This is a genomic window from Sphingomonas sp. Leaf357, assembly GCF_001423845.1.
In the GTDB taxonomy this organism is placed as follows: Bacteria; Pseudomonadota; Alphaproteobacteria; order Sphingomonadales; family Sphingomonadaceae; genus Sphingomonas.
The window spans coordinates 602,142-619,137 of record NZ_LMPM01000002.1 but is presented as its reverse complement, the minus strand read 5'-3'; the positions used below and the strand labels follow the sequence as shown (position 1 = coordinate 619,137).

The following is a 16,996-nucleotide window of genomic DNA, read 5'->3' as shown; positions in this document are numbered from 1 at the left end:
CATACCATTTACGACACGCGAGTGATGATGCCGATGATCGTTGCTAGCACGGCCATGCAGGCCGGGAGAAAGAGCATCTGTACAGCCGCTTCGCGCCCTGTGATCGTGCCCGTCAGAATATCGACCGGGCCCTTGATGAACTCCGGAAACGAGCGGAGATGCTCGCCGGGGGCGGGAGTATCGGCGAGTACGACGCCGCCTGCGATCAGAGCGAAATACAGGATCATGAAGACTGACACGACCGTCAGGACAAGTGCCGTAGCTGCATCACGCGCGAAGAGGGTCCAGAAAGTCAGCAACATGGCTGCATACACGCCGACGAGCAGTCCCAACGTGGCAGGATGGACGCCGCGCGATGCGATGCCTGGAGCGGCCCTTTCCAGCTCGTCATAATTGCCCACATCGGGCACGATTGCGAGATGTCGACGTACAGGCTTAGAAGCAACGAGTGTCTCGGGAGTGAGATCGTAGATCGGTTGTGTTGCCATGAGGAAGTCTCCGCGCGTCTCGATGGATGCCGAGCGTGACGGTGTAGATGATCGCGGCGGGGCGGTCGGTCCAACGCATAACTACGGTCATTCCGATCATTTAAAAAGAACGGTCGCCGATCTATGATTGCGATTTCGCATTGAAATCATCGCGACCATGCGTTGGACGCGAGGGACATATCGGTCGATCTAGCGGCATCGGACCGGCACGATCACCCGCCGGGTCCGCGATAAGGATCAAACGATGAAAGCTGCGATCGTTCTGGTTGCCGCGATGTTGGCCTCCGTAGCGCCAGTCCCGGCGATCGCTCAGGCCTATTGGGCCGAGCCCGCCGCGGACGACTTTGCCTACGATATCAATGCGGTTCAGGCACCGTGGTCGAAGGCTGATATCGACGTCAGCCACCATGACCGGATCTATGTGTCTGACCCTACATCGACGAAGATCGTTGTCATCGATCCTGCAGCGGGCAACGAACTGGGATGGATCGACCTCTCCAAGAGCGGGATGGCTGAGCCCAGCTTTTCCAGCCCGAACGTTCAGCGCCTGGCTGCGGCGCGTGATGGGCGGACCGTAGCTACACTAGCCACGAGAAGCGTGACGCTCGTAGATCTGGCCAAGAACACGGAACGAGGCCGGACCGTGTTCGAGACGTCGCCTACCGCCGTCGCTTTCACACCCAACGGGCACGAACTCTGGGTTTCGCTCGGCCATGAGCATGCCATCGCGGTAGTGGATCCTAAGACCGCGCGGGAGATCACGCGCATACCGGCGAAGGGCGGAGTGGGCGCGACCATCCTGTCGCCTAACGGACGCTATGCCTTTGTGTCGCTTACTGCAAAGCCGTCCATCCTGGTTGTCGACGTCGCGCATCGGCGCATTGTCGGACACGTCGCCAGCACCGGTGCAGGTGCGGGAGCAATCGCGGTCTCGCCAGATGGCAAACAGATATGGGCGACACGCCGCGAGAGCGGCACGACCACGGTCTTTGCTGCCAAACCGCCGTTTGCGGTACGCGAAGTGATAAAAACCGGACCAGCGACAGACGCGGTCAACTTCGCCCAGCGCGCGGACGATTCCTTTGCCTATGTCAGCGTTGGCGGCGATCGACCTGCAATCAAGGTCTATAGAACCGACAGCCTCGAGGCTGTGACAACCGTCCCGCTACAAGCGGCTCCGACCGCGGTTTGGCCGTCGGGCGATGGTACGAGGATCTATGCCAGCCTGGCCGGAACCAATAAAGTCGCTGCGATCGACACGCTGACGTACACCACCGCGTCGACGATCCCGATCAGTACGGATGCGCAAAACCTGATCTACGTTCCCGGTGCCGTACGATCAGGAAAAGGTCTCGCCAATCTGGTGCCATCCGGGCGCGATGCGGCGCTTGCCCTGGCGGCGCGTTGATCGGTCTTACACCGTCTGTAATCTCCCAACGAAAGCCCTTTACGAAATGACCAAGCCCCCCGTCAGGATCGCGATCAGCGGTGCCGCAGGACAGATTTGCTATTCGCTGCTCTTCCGGGTCGCGCAGGGTGACGTGTTCGGACCGGACCAGCCCGTTATCCTTCAACTGCTCGACGTGCCGCAGGCGATGGACGCAGTACGCGGCGTGGTCATGGAATTGGAAGATTGCGCGTTCCCGCTACTGGCAGATGTGATCATCACAGATGATCCGATGGTAGCCTTCAAGGACATCGACGCGGCCATGCTGGTCGGGTCTCGCCCGCGCTCGAAGGGCATGGAGCGCCGTGATTTGCTCGCTGCCAACGCGGCGATCTTCAAGACGCAGGGCGCAGCGCTGGGCGCAGTGGCCAAACGCGACGCCAAGATCCTGGTCGTCGGCAATCCCGCCAACACGAATGCCTGGATCCTTGCGCAAAGCGCACCGGGTTTCCCTGCCGAAAACATCACGTCGATGATCCGCCTCGATCACAACCGCGCGCAGGGACAGCTTGCGGCCAAGGCGGGTGTCGGTGTCGATGCGATTACAAAGCTCGTCGTCTGGGGAAACCATTCGCCGACGATGTTTGCCGACTGGGGGAATGCAGAACTCGGTGGCCAAAAGCTCGCCGACCGTATCGGAGACGAGGTCTGGTACCGCGAGACACTGATCCCCACCGTTGCGCAGCGCGGAACCGCAATCATCGAAGTACGCGGTGCGTCCTCGGCCGCGTCGGCCGCAAATGCAGCGATCGATCATCTACGCGACTGGGTACACGGGGCAGGCGACAATTGGGTGTCGATGGGCGTGGTATCAGATGGCTCCTATGGTATCCCGCAAGGGCTGATGTGCGGCGTGCCGGTGTACTGCAAAAGCGGTGGGTATGCGCGTATCGAAGGACTGACCCTCGATCCATTCCAGCGAACGATGCTCGATCGCACGATTGCCGAACTGGTCGATGAACGTGAGGCGGTAATCGACATTCTGAAATGACCAATCGGTATATCTGATTGGAATAACCGTAATCTTTGGTTGGTGCGATTGATCTCCTTTCCCTATCATTGGGGCAAGGAGATCGGGCATGACCCTGGAACAACTCAGGATTTTCGTCGGTGTCGCTGAGCGCGAGCACATGACGCGCGCTGCCGAAGCGCTCAATGTGACGCAGTCAGCCGCAAGCGCTGCCATCGCCGCGCTGGAAGCCCGGCACGGCGTGCCGCTGTTCCACCGGGTCGGCCGTGGGATCGAACTGTCTGAAGCGGGCCGCATGTTTCTGGTCGACGCACGCGCAGTGCTTGGCCGTGCCGCCAGCGCGGAACTTGCACTGGCCGAATATGCGGGACTCGAACGTGGCACTTTGCGGCTGGTCGCGAGCCAGACGATCGCCGGCTATTGGCTGCCGCGTCAGCTGGCGGCGTTCCATGCGCGTTACCCCGCGATCGCGATCGAACTGGCGATCGACAACACCGAAGGGGCCGCGGCGCGCGTTCTCGACGGCGCGGTCGAACTCGGTTTCGTCGAAGGCGTCATCGATGAGTCCGCACTCGCACACTGGACGGTTGCGAACGATCGCATGGTGCTGGTGAGCGACCGCGCTGCCGACACGATCGACGAGGACTGGATCCGCGCCGCACGCTGGATCGTCCGCGAGCAGGGATCTGGCACACGCTCGTCGTTCGAGGAGGTGTTGCGCCAGCGCGGCGTCGATCCGTCGGACCTCACCGTGGCGCTGACCCTGCCGTCGAACGAGGCGGTGCGTAGCGCGGTCGAGGCCGGCGCAGGCGTCGCAGTCCTGTCGCAGCATGTCGTCGCACCTGCGATCGCCGCCGGAACGTTGCACGATCTGCCGCTCAGCCTGCCGCGGCGTCCGTTCTACGCGCTGCGTCACAAAGAGCGCTATCGTACCCGTGCGGCCGATGCGCTGACCGATCTCATCAAGGAGACTGGCAAGTGACCGCCGATTTGAAACCCGTTCTCGATGGCCTGAAGCCCCTCAGCCGGCTCGACTCGCCGCGCCAGATGATCCGCCAGTTCACCCCCAACTGGTTCGCCGCAACCATGGGCACCGGCATCCTCGCGCTCGCCTTGCCGCAGGTGCCGGGCGTCGGCCCGTCGCTGCACCCGGTCGGCGAGGCGCTGTGGTATTTAAACATCGCGCTCTTCACGCTGTTCGCCGGGCTCTACACCGCGCGCTGGGCGATGTTCGGACACGAGGCGCGGCGGATCTTCGGGCACAACACCGTGTCGATGTTCATCGGCACGATCCCGATGGGCCTCGCGACGATCATCAACGGATGTCTCGCCTTCGGCCTGCCGCGGTTCGGCGCGGGCGTGATCCCGATCGCGGAGACATTGTGGTGGATCGACGTCGCGATGTCGCTCGCCTGCGGGGTGGCGATCCCGTATCTTATGTTCACGCGGCACCAGCACAGTCTTGATGCGATGACCGCGGTCTGGCTGCTGCCGGTGGTCGCAGCCGAGGTCGCAGGCGCAAGCGGCGGCCTGCTCGCCCCGCATCTGGCGGATGCGCATCACCAGTTCGTCGTGCTCGCGACGTCGTATGTCCTCTGGGCCTATTCGGTGCCGGTCGCGTTCGGCATCCTCGCGATCCTGATCCTGCGGATGGCGCTCCACAAGCTGCCGCACGAGAGCATGGCCGCTTCGAGCTGGCTCGCGCTCGGTCCGATCGGCACCGGTGCGCTCGGGATGCTGGTGCTCGGTAGCGACGCGCCCGCGATCCTCGCCGCCAACGGCCTGGGGCAGATCGGCGCGGTGGCGCAAGGGATCGGCACGATCGCCGGGCTGTTGCTCTGGGGCTTCGGGCTGTGGTGGCTGGCGCTCGCGACGCTGATCACGATCCGCTACTGGCGCGCGGGCATTCCGTTCAACCTCGGCTGGTGGGGCTACACCTTCCCGCTCGGCGTCTACACTGTCGCCACCTTCAAGCTCGGCACGACGCTCCAGCTCGGCTTTTTCGGGATCGTCGGCACCGTCCTCACGGTGGCGCTCGCAGCGATGTGGCTACTGGTCGGGGCCAAGACGGTCGCAGGTGGCTGGCGCGGAAACCTGTTCGTGTCGCCCTGCATCGCCCAAGCCAATTAAAGGGCCGAACTGATCGTCCTGCCGGATCGAACCGGCGCATCCGATCGACCCGTACCGGGCAGACCGGCGGACAGGTCGCGCATACAGATCATGAGATAACGGGAGAATGCTGGTGGACAGCCTGGATACGAAACTGGCGCAGGCGACTAACCGCCGTCGCTTTCTTGCAGAGGCCGCGATCGGCAGCGGCGCGCTGATCGCCGCACCCGCGCTGGCGCAGAGCATGGTCGACCTGCATCTGCCGGGTGGCCCATCGGAACGGCCGATGACCAGTGCGTTCCCCGGCAAGGGCAACATGATCCTCCAGCGTATCCACCCGCCTTTGCTGGAAACGCCGATGAGCGTGTTCAATGGCGACGTCTTCACGCCGAACGACCAGTTCTTCGTCCGCTGGCACTGGGCTGACATTCCGACCGCGATCGATGTCGAGGCGTTCCGGATCAAGGTGCACGGCGCGGTCACGCGGCCGCTGTCGATCTCGCTCGCGCAACTGCTGAAGTTGCCACGCGTCGAGCTGGCGGCGATCAACCAATGCTCGGGTAATTCGCGTGCGCTGTTCCAGCCGCCCGTCGCGGGCGCGCAGTGGCGGCACGGGGCGATGGGCAATGCCAAATGGCTCGGCGTGCGGCTGCGTGACGTGCTCGATATCGCCGGGGTGAAGCCGGGCGCGGTTGCGGTGCGGTTCGGTGCGCTCGACCAACCGGTGGTCGCGAGTGGACCGGATTTCGCCAAGTCATTGTCGATCGACCACGCACGCGACGGCGAAGTGATGCTCGCCTTCGGGATGAACGGCGAACAGATGCCGCTCCTCAACGGCTTCCCGGTCCGGCTGATCGTACCCGGCTGGTATTCGACCTATTGGGTCAAGATGCTGAACAACATCGAGGTGCTTGCCGCACCCGACGACGGTTACTGGATGGCCAAGGCGTACAAGATCCCTGACACTCCAGGCGCGAACGTGCGGCCTGGCCAGAAGGATTTCCCGGCCGTCCCGATCAACAAGATGATTCCGCGCAGTTGGGTCACGAGCCTCGACGAAGGGCAGGCGATCGCGTTCGACCGGTCGATCCCGCTGGGCGGCATTGCGATGGGGGGCGATTGCGGCGTCGCCAAGGTCGATGTGTCGACCGACAACGGCAAGACCTGGTACAAGACGGTGCTTGGCCCGGATCACGGCAAATACAGTTTCCGCCGCTGGGATGCGCAGGTTCCGCTCACGCATGCGGGCCCGACCAGATTGATGTCGCGCTGCTGGAACACAGCCGGCATCGCGCAGCCGATGACGCCGATCTGGAACCCGGGCGGGTTCATGCGCGGCAACATCGAAACCACCAACATCGTCGTCGGCTGAGGAACGCACCCATGAAACCGCCTTCCATCGGCACGCTGTCCTTCGGGGTCGTCGGCATTGCTGCAGTGACGCTGATCGCGATCGGTGCCCCCAACAGCCGCGTCGCCGCGCCGCCTGCCGCTCCGACCGCGCCGTCACCGCCGAGCGTCTCGGCCCGCGGCTTCTCGCTGGTGTCCACCTCGGTCGATCTCCCGAGCGACGAAGGGCAATATCCCGCCGGCCCGCATGCCGACGTCATCAACGCCAACTGCACCTCGTGTCATTCGGCGAGCATGGCGCTGAACCAGCCACCACTGTCCACCGACCAGTGGACCGCGGAGGTCACCAAGATGCGTGAGGTCTATAAGGCTCCCGTTGCCGCAGCCGATGTGCCGGCGATCGTCGCTTACCTGACCGCCATGAGCGCAAAGCAGCCGGGCGCCGCGAAGGGCAAGGCACAGGACCCCGATCCCAAAATGGCGCCGGACGTCTCGGGCGGGTCGGGCTGATGAAATTCCTGTCCTGATACTCCTGCGGCGACGTAGATGAGCCGGGTCGAATCCCCGGCCAGGCATCTGACCTTGCAAGTACTCTCGTTCCTGAAATGGATTCGCCGCCGCGTCCGCGCGAGCGAGGCGGCATTCATCGTGCTGGCGACGCTCGTCGGGGCAGGGGCGGGGCTGTTCAGCGTCTTGCAGGGCGCGATCGCGCGGACGCTGCAGCATGGGCTGTTCGGCCTGTCGTCGGCCGCGCGTCTGAGTGCGTTGCCGGCGCTGCCGCTGACCGCGCTCGTCGTGCTGCCGATCGGCGGAATGGTCCTTGCAGCCTTCTCCTGGGCGACCCGGTCGCGCAAGCGGCGGATGGTCGATGCGGTCGAAGCCAACGCGCTGCACGGCGGCCGGATGTCGGTGCCCGACAGCTTGGTGATTTCTGGGCAGACCATGCTGTCCAACGGCTTTGGTGCCTCGGTCGGGTTAGAGGCGGCCTACGCACAGCTCGGCGGCGCGATCGGATCGGTCGCCGGTCGCGTTTTCAACCTGCGCCGTGCCGACCTGCGCAATCTGGTTGGAGCCGGGACGGGTGCCGCCATTGCGGCGGCGTTCGGCGCACCGCTGGCCGGCGCGTTCTATGCGTTCGAGATCGTCATCGGTGCCTATACGCCGACCGCGCTCGCCCCCGTGGTCGCGGCGGCCCTTGCCGGCACGCTGGTCGCGCAGCTTCTCGGCACGCAGCCCTATGTCATTGATTCGGTCGCAACGATGCCGACCGAGACGCATCACTATCTGATCTATGCCGGGCTCGGCGCGCTGTGTGCGGGGATCGGCATCGTTCTGATGCGCGCGGTGGCGCTGGTAGAGACCGCGTCGCGGCGCGCGAAGCTGCCGGAATGGGCGCGGCCGGCGATCGGCGGCCTGCTACTGATCCCGGTCGCGCTCGTATCGCCGCAAGTACTGTCGGCAGGCCACGGCGCACTTCACGCCGATCTCGCGCTCGGTGCACCGCTGGCGTTCATCGTGACGATCTTCCTCGCCAAGTGCGCGGCGTCGATCGTGTCGCTCGGCTTCGGCTTTCGTGGCGGACTGTTCTTCGCGTCGTTGTTCCTGGGTACGCTCGTCGGCCATCTGTTCGCCGGCAGCCTGGCGGCGATCGTCGGTCACGATGTTGTCGACCCACGCAACGCCGCGCTGGTCGGCATGGCGGCGCTCGCGGTGGCGGTGGTCGGCGGGCCGATGACGATGGCGATGCTGGTGCTGGAGGCGACGCACGATTTCGCGCTGACGGGCGCGGTGCTGGCGGCGGCTCTGGTGTCGTCGACGATCGTCCGCGAGACGTTCGGCTACAGCTTCTCGACCTGGCGCCTCCATCTGCGCGGCGAGACGATCAAGAGTGCGCGCGACGTCGGCTGGGTCAAGACGCTGACCGCTGGTCGGATGATGCGTCGCGAAACCAAGGCGTTGCCCGCGGCGACCACGATCGCCGAGTTCAGGCGTCGCGTACCGCTCGGGGCGACTAGCCGGACTGTCCTAGTCGACGGAGATGATCACTATGCGGGCATCGTCCAGACGCCGGCGGCCTATGCCGAGAACCTGGATCCCCAGTCGCCTGTTGGTCCGCTCGCGATCAACACCGACGCCGCGTTGATCCCGACGTTGGACATTGCAGAGATCATGCGCCGCTTCGACGCATCGGGAGCGGACGAACTCGCCGTCCTCGACGATGACCGGCGAGTGCTCGGCATCCTGTCAGAATCGTTCGTGCGTCGACGCTACGCCGAAGAACTGGAAAAGGCGCAGCGCGACCTCTTCGGGGAGCGATGAAGGGAACGCTGGACTGCCTTGACGGTCGTTTCGATCAACGAAGATATCGGCGGACCAACCTCTAACCGCCTCATTCAATCGCGCGGCACCGAAATTCTCCAATGATTTGAGTGCCCAGATTTGTCCTCAGTGGGGCACCACTTCAAGCCTTGGATTTTCTGTACGTTGCCTTCCTCTTTGGGTAGTCGATGCGATCCGCCTTACAATGAGGAAACAACGAGAAGGCATGAGGCCATAGCTCCGTCCTGCCGTTGCCCTCCCTTCGGCGCTAGTCGACGTTTTGCGCCAGCGAAGTTGAGGTGACGGTGATCGAGGGCGGGATCTGATCGGAGTGTGCCATAGCGGCATAGCTGAGGGTCTGCGCGGTGCCTGGGTGGCGGCTATGCGTTATTGGCGTCGATTGATGTCATAGGTGATGCCCAAAGCTAGGTCGACGATGTGATCCAACATGTCGTGATTGCGTGCAGATCTTGAGATGCCTCGCCTCAGAGGGGTCACGATCTGAGGTCTCGCGTTGCGTTGCCCGCCTTCTGATCTCCCGATGCCGCGCTTTGCCCCGATTAAAATTAACCGCGAAACCTTGTTCCATGCCGACCTCATGTGGGACTGATCCTGCGGTTGATTGCGATGGAAGACCTATTCTGTCGTAAGCCGTTAGTGACGGACGGGATGCCGCCGCGAGTGCGGCGCGTGTCTCGCTAGGCAGCGAGGTTCGAAGGACGAGCGATGATGCTGATCGATCGGCGTAGGGTTTTGACAGGCACGACCGCATTGGGCGGCGCGATGGCGATACGCCCGGCCCTGGCCAGCACCGGAACCGACTGGCACGCGCTTGCGGAGGATGTGAAGGCGCAGATGGCCTGGTCGTGGGATCGTTACCGCGAGCGCGCCTGGGGCAAGGACGAGATCAAGCCGGTCAGCGGCGGCTTTTCCAGCTTCCCGCTCAAGGCGCACCATCTCGGACTCAGTCTGATCGAGGCCCTCGACACGTTGTGGGTGATGGGCCTCGATAGCCGGTTTCAAGCCGGGGTGGATTGGGTGAAGGCGAACTTCGACGCGGACGTCGATGGCGAGGTGTCGGTATTCGAGACCTCGATCCGTCTCGTCGGCGGATTGCTGTCCGCCCATCATGCATGCGGTGATGCAACGCTCCTGGCCAAGGCGCGGGATCTGGCGAACCGGCTGCTGCCGGCCTTTGCGACGCCGACCGGCATGCCTTATCGTTTCGTCAACCTGAAGACCGGAGCGGTGCGGGAACCGGTCACCAGCCCCGCCGACATCGCGACCTATCTGCCCGAATGGGGCACGCTCAGCCAGCTGACGGGCGATCCGCGCTATGCGGCGACCGCAAGGAAGGCAATGGTCGCGGTCTTCGAGCGTCGCTCGAAGCTCGATCTGGTGGCGACCAAGATCGACGTGCTGACCGGCGAATGGCGTTCGCGCCAAGCGACCGTCGGGTCATATTGCGACAGCTTTTTCGAATATCTCTGGGACAGCTGGCAGGTGTTCGGCGATGCGGAGTGCAAGCGGATGTACGACGTCTGCACCGCGGCGATCATGAAGCACCAGCAGGTCTGGAAGGACGGCAACCTGTGGTTCGCCGACGTGGATTTCGAAACCGGCGCGGTTGTCAGCACCGAGCAGGACGAACTCGCGTCGTTTTACGGTGGTCTCCTCGCGCAGGGCGGCGCGCCGAAGCTCGGTGCGGCTTATACCGAAAGTTGGGCGAAAGTGCAGGCGCGGTACGGCGTCCTGCCGGAAGGCTATGACTATGCCAGCGCCGCGCCCACGCAACTCGGCAATGCGCTGCGCCCCGAGCTGGTCGATTCCGCCTTCACGCTATGGTTGCTCGACCGGCATCCACGATGGCGCGAAATCGGCCGGGCGCATTTCGAGGCAATGAAGCGGTGGAACAAAGCCGAATACGGCTATACCGACCTTTTCGACGTCACCACCGACCCCAAGCGGCAGGCCGATCATTGTCCCGGCTATTGGTGGTCGGAACAGATGAAATATTATTATCTGCTGTTTTCCGACACTCCGCGCTTCGATTACCGCCGCAATTACTTGTCGACCGAAGGCAACGTCCTGATGGGCTTCCGGCAGGGGACAGCCTGAGGACCCGTGCGCCGCGGTCTCTTCGCTATCTTGGCCGCCCGCCTCGGACACGAACCTGCCGGGCCAAGCCCTTTAAGGATATTGCGAATCATTCTCATAACTCATAAGGAGCTGCTCTGACCCGTAGACGACACGTCTGACCATCGGGTTGCGATGAGGGAGTCTTCACGGTGCCGACCGTCGCAGCCACGATCGATGTCAGCACGCTTTATGCGTCGCACGGCGATTGGCTGCGCGACTGGCTGCGACGTCATACGCGGTGCTCGCATCGTGCCGCGGATCTGGCGCAGGATACGTTCTGCCGCCTGTTGGAGGCGAAGGACGCGCAACCCGTCCGTGATCCGCGTGGCTATCTCTCCACGGTGGCGCGGCGCATTCTCATCGATGACATTCGCCGGCGCGAGATCGAACGGGCCTATCTTGCGGTGCATGCCGTCCGCACCGGCGAGGTGGATCATCTCACGCCCGAACGGATCGCCGAAGCCGCGCAGCTTCTCGGCGCGATCGTGGACCTGCTCGAAACCCTGCCCGAAAAGGCGCGGCGAGCCTTTCTGATGATCCGGTTCGATCGGCTGCGCTACGCGGAGGCGGGGCGGCAGCTCGCCATATCGGAGCGCATGGCCAAACGGTATGTCGCCCGGGTCTATGCGCATTGCTACGCGCTGGCCTATCCCGACGGATGAACGCCGCCCGTCCAACGCCGGAAATCGTCGAACAGGCCGCCTGTTGGGCGGCTCAACTCGCCACCGATGACGCGACGCAAGCCGATCGCGACGCGTGCGAAGCGTGGTGCCGCGAAGATCCGTCGCACCGGCTGGCACTCGAAAGAATGTGCTGCCTCGACGCCCGGTTCGACCGCACCGATGCGATCGGCCGCGAAGCGATCGAGGCGGTGCTCGCAAGACGGTCCAGGAAACGCGGCTGGCTGGGCGGCGTGACGCTCGGCCTTGCCGTGCTGGTCGGCGGGGGCTGGCTGGCGGCGCAATCGCCCGTCGTCCGGGCATGGTTTCCCGATCACGAGACGGCGCGGGGCGAGCAACGCACGGTCACGCTGGCCGATGGCAGCGGCCTCACCCTCGACACCGGGACGACACTGGATTTCCGTCGCGACGACACGCGCCGGATCGTCACCCTCTTCCAGGGGCGGATCCTGGCACGCGTGGCGAAAGACAAAGGGCGGCTGTTCGTCGTGGAGACCCGCGACGGCACCGCGACCGCGCGCGGTACAGCGTTCATCGTACGCCGGGACGAGGATGCGACCACCGTCACCGTCCTGGAATCTCGCGTACGCGTCTGCCTGCCCAGCGGCGTCGCCAAGGATTGTGCCGATCTATCGCCCGGCGATCGAGTGCGGATGAGACAGGACAGGCTGGTTCATCTCCGCCGCGTCGATCCCGAGGCGACGGCGGTCTGGGCGGATGGCTGGCTCGCGGCCGACGACCAGCCGGTAGTGCGCGTTCTGCTGGAACTCAATCGCTATCGTAAAGCACCGCTACACTTCGATCGCCAGGAGCTTGCCGCAATCAGGGTGTCGGGCAGCTTCCCGCTGACGGACAGTGATCGCGCCCTGCGCGGCCTTCTCACGGCGACGGGCCTTCGTGTGGCGCGTACCGGCAAGGGCGAAGTGTGGGTGCGGCGCGCAGAATAACTTCGCGCCCTGGTTCCCGATTTTCGAACTCGCCCGTCCCCTGAGATGAGACCGTATTTCAAGGGGACTGATCCTGATGCTGAAGGTAAGGGCGCTGCGCGGTGCGGCGGCTGTCGCGATTTTGACGACGGGGATCGGCATTGCGATGCCTGTCCGGGCACAGACGAAGCAGGCGCTGCGACAGATCGATATTTCCGCCGGTCCGCTCGGCCAGGCCATCACGCGGCTGGGCCGAGAGACGGGCGTGATGATCGTGTTCGATCCCGCCTTGGCGCGGGGCAAGCGTACGCCCGGCCTGCGCGGTGCCTATTCGGTCGCGGACGCGCTGGATCGGCTGCTGTCGGGCAGCGACCTGGTCGCCCGTCCGGATGGCAGCGACGGTTTCATCCTGTCCCGCGCTGCGCAGTCGGCGGCGAAGATCGCACCGCGAGGCCGGCCGGCGCGACCCAGCACGCTCCCCGAAGCCGAGCCGGCGGTCGAACCCGAGATCATCGTATACGGCGCGCGTGAAACCACGGTCCTGAGCGAAACCGCCTCCAGCGTCGGAGTGGTCACCGGCAAAAACATCGCGGACGGGCAGATCCGCACCACGCAGGATGTCTACCGCCGCCTCGGCAACGTGATGGACTCCGCTTTCACTAATTCGGGTTTCGTTATTCGCGGCGTGAGTTCGGAAGGATTCACGCCCGCCGGTGCGCCCACCGGATCGCTCTACGTCGATGGCATCCTGCAGACGCGCTACGGTGCCCGGTTCGGTGCGCGCAACCTGTGGGATACGGAGCAGGTCGAGGTCTATCGCGGGCCGCAATCGACCTTGAGCGGTCGCGCGGCCACCGCCGGCGCGATCTACATCAAGACCAAGGATCCAACCTTCGCACGCGAGTTCGAACTGTCCGGCATCGTCGGGAATCGCGATTTTCGCGGTGGCGCCTTCGTCGCGAACCTGCCGCTGGTCGATGACCGGCTCGCCCTCCGCATCGCCGGGTCGCTCCAGTCGCAGCGCACCGATGTGCAGTATCCGGACTATCAGAGGTACAACAATTCCCACGATTTCGAGACCGACCGGAGCGGCACGATCCGCGCGAAACTGCTGCTCACGCCATCGGGCATGCCCGACACACGGATGCTGCTGAGCTATTCCTATTCCGACGATCGCCCCAACGAGCGGCTCGTCTTTGAGAACGACCGCTTCACGCTCGAGGACCGACGCGGCGACGGCTATAATCTTTCCGGCTTCCCGCTCGATACCTTCGCCGAATACCGCCGGATCAAGGTCCACAATGTCGGTTTCGAGTTGACGCATGATCTCTCCGACGCGCTGAGGCTGACGTCGCAGACCGGATACACACACGGCACGACGTATCGCCTGTCGGTCGATGCCGGCGAACCCGGTGTCCCGGACGGCATGCGGGGCGATGTGGTCGATACGTTGATGTCGCAGGAATTGCGCCTCAACTATGAAGCCGATCGCTGGAAGTGGGTTGCCGGCGTCTTCGGCAGCCGCCAGAAATTCGACTCCAGTCTCAGCCTGGTGTCGACGCCGTTCTTCACCACGCTCGACGAAACCTTCATCCGCACGACCGACAATATCGCTTTGTTCGGGGAAGCGACGTTCGCGTTCGTGCCGACCTGGCATCTCACGCTCGGCGGGCGGCTCGACTATCTCGAAGAATCGACGACCGAGCAGAGCAACAGCATCTTCTTCGGCGCGCCCCAGACGTTCGACAACTTCAACAGGTTCGACGAGACCAATTTCGTGCCGCGGATCGGGCTGGCGAAGGATATCGCGTCCGGCCATCGGGCCGGCTTCACCTACTCGCAAGGATTCCGGACGGGCGGCTTCTATCTCGATCGCGATACCGGCGGGAACGTCTATTACGGCCCCGAAGCGGTCCGGAATTACGAATTCTTCTACAAGGGGCGGACGCTGGGCAACCGGCTGTCGATCAGCGCCAGCCTGTTCTACACCGCCTATACCGACCAACAGGTCGAGTTCGCGCCGGATTCCACGCGGCCGAGCTACACGATCACCGAAAACGCTGCGTCCTCGCGCAGCTGGGGCTTCGAACTGGAACCGACATTCCAGGTCGACCGGCGGTTCTCGGTCTTCGCATCTTTTGGCTATCTGAACACCAGGTTCCGGGATTTCCGGACATCCGCGTTCGGCGACATGTCGGGCGAGGCATTTCCCGATGCCCCGAAAGTCAGCTTGGCGTTCGGTGGGCGCTATCACTTACCGCGCGGCTTCTTCCTCGGCGGAGACGCCAAATATACCAGCGACTATACGGCGCGCTTCGGGGAAGGAGTCCCCGACCGGATCGGCTCGCGAATCCTGATCAACGCCCAGGCCGGCTTCCGCAAGGGACCTTGGGAATTGACCCTGTTCGCCGAGAATCTGCTCGATCACAAATACCTGACCTTCGCCGATCGCGATGCCGCGTCCGTCTATGGGCAGGCAGGGCCGCGCCGCACCATCGGCGTCAATGCCAAGACGAAGTTCTAGGTCCATACCGCGTTTGACAGGGGGAGGGCGGGCATCTGGCTACGGAGCAGGCCTTGCCCCCTGCGGGCGCGCTGAAGCGCGATCGACCTGGCTCAGGTCACCGTAGCCGCATGAAGAAAGCGAGCGCGTTGCGGGCGCTGTCCGCGAAACGATCATAGATCGCGCGGGAGACCTGAGCGATGACCGGCTGATGATCGCGCCCACCGCGAGCGAACACCGCGACCGCTACGCGGCGGCCGTCAGGCATGGTGATGAACCCGACATCGTTGGTGACGCCGTCGAGGGTGCCGGTCTTGTCCTCGACCGGGGTGCCGGCGGGCAGCAGGGCGCGGATGCGGCGCGTGCCCGTCGCGCATCGGCTCATCAGTCCGAAGAGGAACGTTCGGCTCTGCGCCGTCAGAACGGTGCCACTGTCAAGCTTTTGCAAAAGCGTGACCATGGCAACCGGCGTGGCAACATCCTTGCTATCGGCAAGATGGCCACGCTCTCGCAGCAATTGGGCAATAGTGCGGTCTGCACGAATGCCGGTTATCTTTTGCGTCGACAGCCACTGCTGGAGCGCGGCGGGGCCACCGACACTGTCGAGCACCTGATCGGCCGCGCGGTTGTCACTGCGAACGATCATCAGTTCCAGGACTTTCGCGGCAGGACGGCCGACGATCATATCGCCGAGGCTGCGTCGGCCTTGATCGACCTGAGCGAGATAGGCGGCCGCGATGGCGATCTTGATCGTGCTTGCCATCGGAAATGCGACGTCGCCGTTGATCGCCACGGTTGAGCCGTCGCGAAGATCGAGCGCAGCGATGCCATACTCCCCCGAGCGTCCGGCGACCAGCAGGCTCAGATCGCGCTCGAGCCCGATCAGCTCGGCGGAACTGGCGGTAGCGGGAGTCGGGACCAGGCAGCTCGCGGCGGCGCTGGAAAGAAGCAGGCGGGAAAGCAGGGATAGGCGCATCATAGTCCTTGAATAGTCCTCCAGCGACGTGCCGATGATACACTGAAAAGCTGAATACGTCGTGTCGCAAGCCGGTGAAAGTGGCAAATCCGTGCGCCGTCGCACGTGCTGGGTCGTCTGGCGCGACCAGAGCGGGATTGACCACGAGGGTCGCCGTGATAGCCTCGGCGGCACTCGACCCGGGCAAGGCGTGAATTTCGCCGGAAGCACGATCCTCATGGCGGGCTCGACGGGGAGTATCCTGTGGTGCGTTGGAAGATCGACCTTGCTCGCATCGCCGGTCCGGAAATCGATCGCGACCTGCCCGACGCGGGCCCGGACGCCGCCTGGTTCGAGGCACCGGTCTGCCGCAACTGCGGCGTGGCATCGGCCACCCCATATTGCGCCGGCTGCGGTCAGAAAGCGGCGAAGCGTTTTCTGTGGCGCGATATCGGCCGGGAAAGCTGGGAACGGCTGCGCGTGTTCGAGTTCCGCTCGCTCAGGACGATCGGCGGGCTGATCCTGTCGCCGGGGCGGGTCGCGCGCGGATACGTGATGGGGCGACGCACCGAACTCATGCATCCGCTGACCTTGTTGATCGCGCTGGTCGCGCTGCTCGTCCTGGTGCTCGCCGCCAATCGCTATTTCGCCGTGTATGCGCATGGCGGCGAAAACGGCGATGTCGATCGCATGGCCAAGCAGGTGCTGGCCTATGCCAATTGGAGTTTTTCGCTCGGCATCTTCGCCATCCTCATAGCGTCGTGGATCACGTTCCACGGGCGGCTCGGTTACAATCTGATCGAGCATGCGGTGCTCGCGGTGTTCTGCCAGACCATCATTCTGGCGGTGATCATCTTGAACCTGCTGCCGACGTTGATCTGGCGCAGTCCCGAATTCGTGCTGTGGCACAAATCGACATCGCAATATTATGTGTTCGGGATCAAGCTGCTGATCGTCGCTGTTGCGTACAAACAGTTCTTTCTGCTCAAATTGCGCTCGGATTGGCCACGCCTGTTGTTGGCATGCGGCGTTTTCGCCGGCTTCAGTTGGGCACTTTTGCGTCTTTATGCGTTGGCGATACTATGGATCGTTACGCGATGACGTGAAGGG

Annotated in this window: 14 protein-coding genes; 12 read left to right on the top strand and 2 right to left on the bottom strand. The window is 63.8% G+C overall.

Annotated features, from left to right (window positions below):
* Positions 1–8: 8 nt before the first annotated feature.
* Positions 9–488, bottom strand: coding sequence for a hypothetical protein (locus ASG11_RS15930; RefSeq protein WP_156363837.1), 480 nt, complete (start codon positions 486–488; stop codon positions 9–11).
* 244 nt (positions 489–732) lie between these two features.
* On the opposite strand from ASG11_RS15930, the gene ASG11_RS15925 reads away from it, so the two are divergent.
* The 11 genes from ASG11_RS15925 (at position 733) to ASG11_RS15875 (ending at position 14,952) form a co-directional block, all read left to right on the top strand.
* Positions 733–1,896 carry a YncE family protein gene (locus ASG11_RS15925; RefSeq protein WP_055782296.1) on the top strand — a complete coding sequence of 388 codons (1,164 nt, stop codon included), beginning with the start codon at positions 733–735 and terminating at the stop codon, positions 1,894–1,896.
* Positions 1,897–1,942: 46 nt separating this feature from the next.
* Complete coding sequence (locus ASG11_RS15920) at positions 1,943–2,926, top strand: malate dehydrogenase (protein WP_055782293.1); 984 nt, start codon at positions 1,943–1,945, stop codon at positions 2,924–2,926.
* An 88-nt stretch (positions 2,927–3,014) separates the two neighbouring features.
* Positions 3,015–3,887 (top strand): LysR family transcriptional regulator, encoded by an 873-nt coding sequence (locus ASG11_RS15915; protein ID WP_055782291.1) that lies wholly within the window; start codon positions 3,015–3,017, stop codon positions 3,885–3,887.
* The gene (locus ASG11_RS15910; protein WP_055782288.1) at positions 3,884–5,035 is read left to right on the top strand and encodes a TDT family transporter; all 1,152 of its coding nucleotides are present in this window, start codon (positions 3,884–3,886) and stop codon (positions 5,033–5,035) included. Before ASG11_RS15915 ends, ASG11_RS15910 begins: the two co-directional genes overlap by 4 nt.
* Positions 5,036–5,141: 106 nt before the next feature.
* Positions 5,142–6,386: a molybdopterin-dependent oxidoreductase gene (locus ASG11_RS15905; protein ID WP_201781359.1), complete on the top strand. Its 1,245-nt coding sequence runs from the start codon at positions 5,142–5,144 to the stop codon at positions 6,384–6,386.
* 11 nt (positions 6,387–6,397) lie between these two features.
* Positions 6,398–6,874 carry a hypothetical protein gene (locus ASG11_RS15900; RefSeq protein WP_055782285.1) on the top strand — a complete coding sequence of 159 codons (477 nt, stop codon included), beginning with the start codon at positions 6,398–6,400 and terminating at the stop codon, positions 6,872–6,874.
* Positions 6,875–6,910: 36 nt separating this feature from the next.
* Positions 6,911–8,683: a chloride channel protein gene (locus tag ASG11_RS15895; RefSeq protein WP_055782283.1), complete on the top strand. Its 1,773-nt coding sequence runs from the start codon at positions 6,911–6,913 to the stop codon at positions 8,681–8,683.
* A gap of 726 nt (positions 8,684–9,409) precedes the next feature.
* On the top strand, positions 9,410–10,801 hold the full coding sequence (locus ASG11_RS15890) for a glycoside hydrolase family 47 protein (protein WP_236697551.1): 1,392 nt from the start codon (positions 9,410–9,412) through the stop codon (positions 10,799–10,801).
* 170 nt (positions 10,802–10,971) lie between these two features.
* Positions 10,972–11,484: a sigma-70 family RNA polymerase sigma factor gene (locus ASG11_RS15885; protein WP_055782280.1), complete on the top strand. Its 513-nt coding sequence runs from the start codon at positions 10,972–10,974 to the stop codon at positions 11,482–11,484.
* Entirely contained in the window at positions 11,481–12,449 is a 969-nt protein-coding gene (locus tag ASG11_RS15880; RefSeq protein ID WP_236697550.1) for a FecR family protein, read from the top strand. Before ASG11_RS15885 ends, ASG11_RS15880 begins: the two co-directional genes overlap by 4 nt.
* Before the next feature lie 76 nt (positions 12,450–12,525).
* Complete coding sequence (locus ASG11_RS15875; protein WP_201781358.1) at positions 12,526–14,952, top strand: TonB-dependent receptor domain-containing protein; 2,427 nt, start codon at positions 12,526–12,528, stop codon at positions 14,950–14,952.
* A gap of 97 nt (positions 14,953–15,049) precedes the next feature.
* Here ASG11_RS15875 and ASG11_RS15870 read toward each other — a convergent pair whose 3' ends face one another.
* The gene (locus ASG11_RS15870; RefSeq protein WP_082472923.1) at positions 15,050–15,907 is read right to left on the bottom strand and encodes a serine hydrolase; all 858 of its coding nucleotides are present in this window, start codon (positions 15,905–15,907) and stop codon (positions 15,050–15,052) included.
* A gap of 246 nt (positions 15,908–16,153) precedes the next feature.
* Between ASG11_RS15870 and ASG11_RS15865 the strand changes: the two genes are divergently transcribed.
* The gene (locus tag ASG11_RS15865; RefSeq protein ID WP_168371754.1) at positions 16,154–16,987 is read left to right on the top strand and encodes a DUF3667 domain-containing protein; all 834 of its coding nucleotides are present in this window, start codon (positions 16,154–16,156) and stop codon (positions 16,985–16,987) included.
* Positions 16,988–16,996: the final 9 nt, after the last annotated feature.

Bases quoted from the DNA above. Each gene is read 5' to 3' on its own strand.
- ASG11_RS15925 (WP_055782296.1), top strand. From the start codon at position 733: ATGAAAGCTGCGATCGTTCTGGTTGCCGCGATGTTGGCCTCCGTAGCG.
- ASG11_RS15900 (WP_055782285.1), top strand. From the start codon at position 6,398: ATGAAACCGCCTTCCATCGGCACGCTGTCCTTCGGGGTCGTCGGCATT.
- ASG11_RS15905 (WP_201781359.1), top strand. From the start codon at position 5,142: ATGCTGGTGGACAGCCTGGATACGAAACTGGCGCAGGCGACTAACCGC.
- ASG11_RS15895 (WP_055782283.1), top strand. From the start codon at position 6,911: ATGAGCCGGGTCGAATCCCCGGCCAGGCATCTGACCTTGCAAGTACTC.
- ASG11_RS15920 (WP_055782293.1), top strand. From the start codon at position 1,943: ATGACCAAGCCCCCCGTCAGGATCGCGATCAGCGGTGCCGCAGGACAG.
- ASG11_RS15875 (WP_201781358.1), top strand. From the start codon at position 12,526: ATGCTGAAGGTAAGGGCGCTGCGCGGTGCGGCGGCTGTCGCGATTTTG.
- ASG11_RS15930 (WP_156363837.1), bottom strand. From the start codon at position 488: ATGGCAACACAACCGATCTACGATCTCACTCCCGAGACACTCGTTGCT.
- ASG11_RS15880 (WP_236697550.1), top strand. From the start codon at position 11,481: ATGAACGCCGCCCGTCCAACGCCGGAAATCGTCGAACAGGCCGCCTGT.
- ASG11_RS15870 (WP_082472923.1), bottom strand. From the start codon at position 15,907: ATGCGCCTATCCCTGCTTTCCCGCCTGCTTCTTTCCAGCGCCGCCGCG.
- ASG11_RS15915 (WP_055782291.1), top strand. From the start codon at position 3,015: ATGACCCTGGAACAACTCAGGATTTTCGTCGGTGTCGCTGAGCGCGAG.
- ASG11_RS15890 (WP_236697551.1), top strand. From the start codon at position 9,410: ATGATGCTGATCGATCGGCGTAGGGTTTTGACAGGCACGACCGCATTG.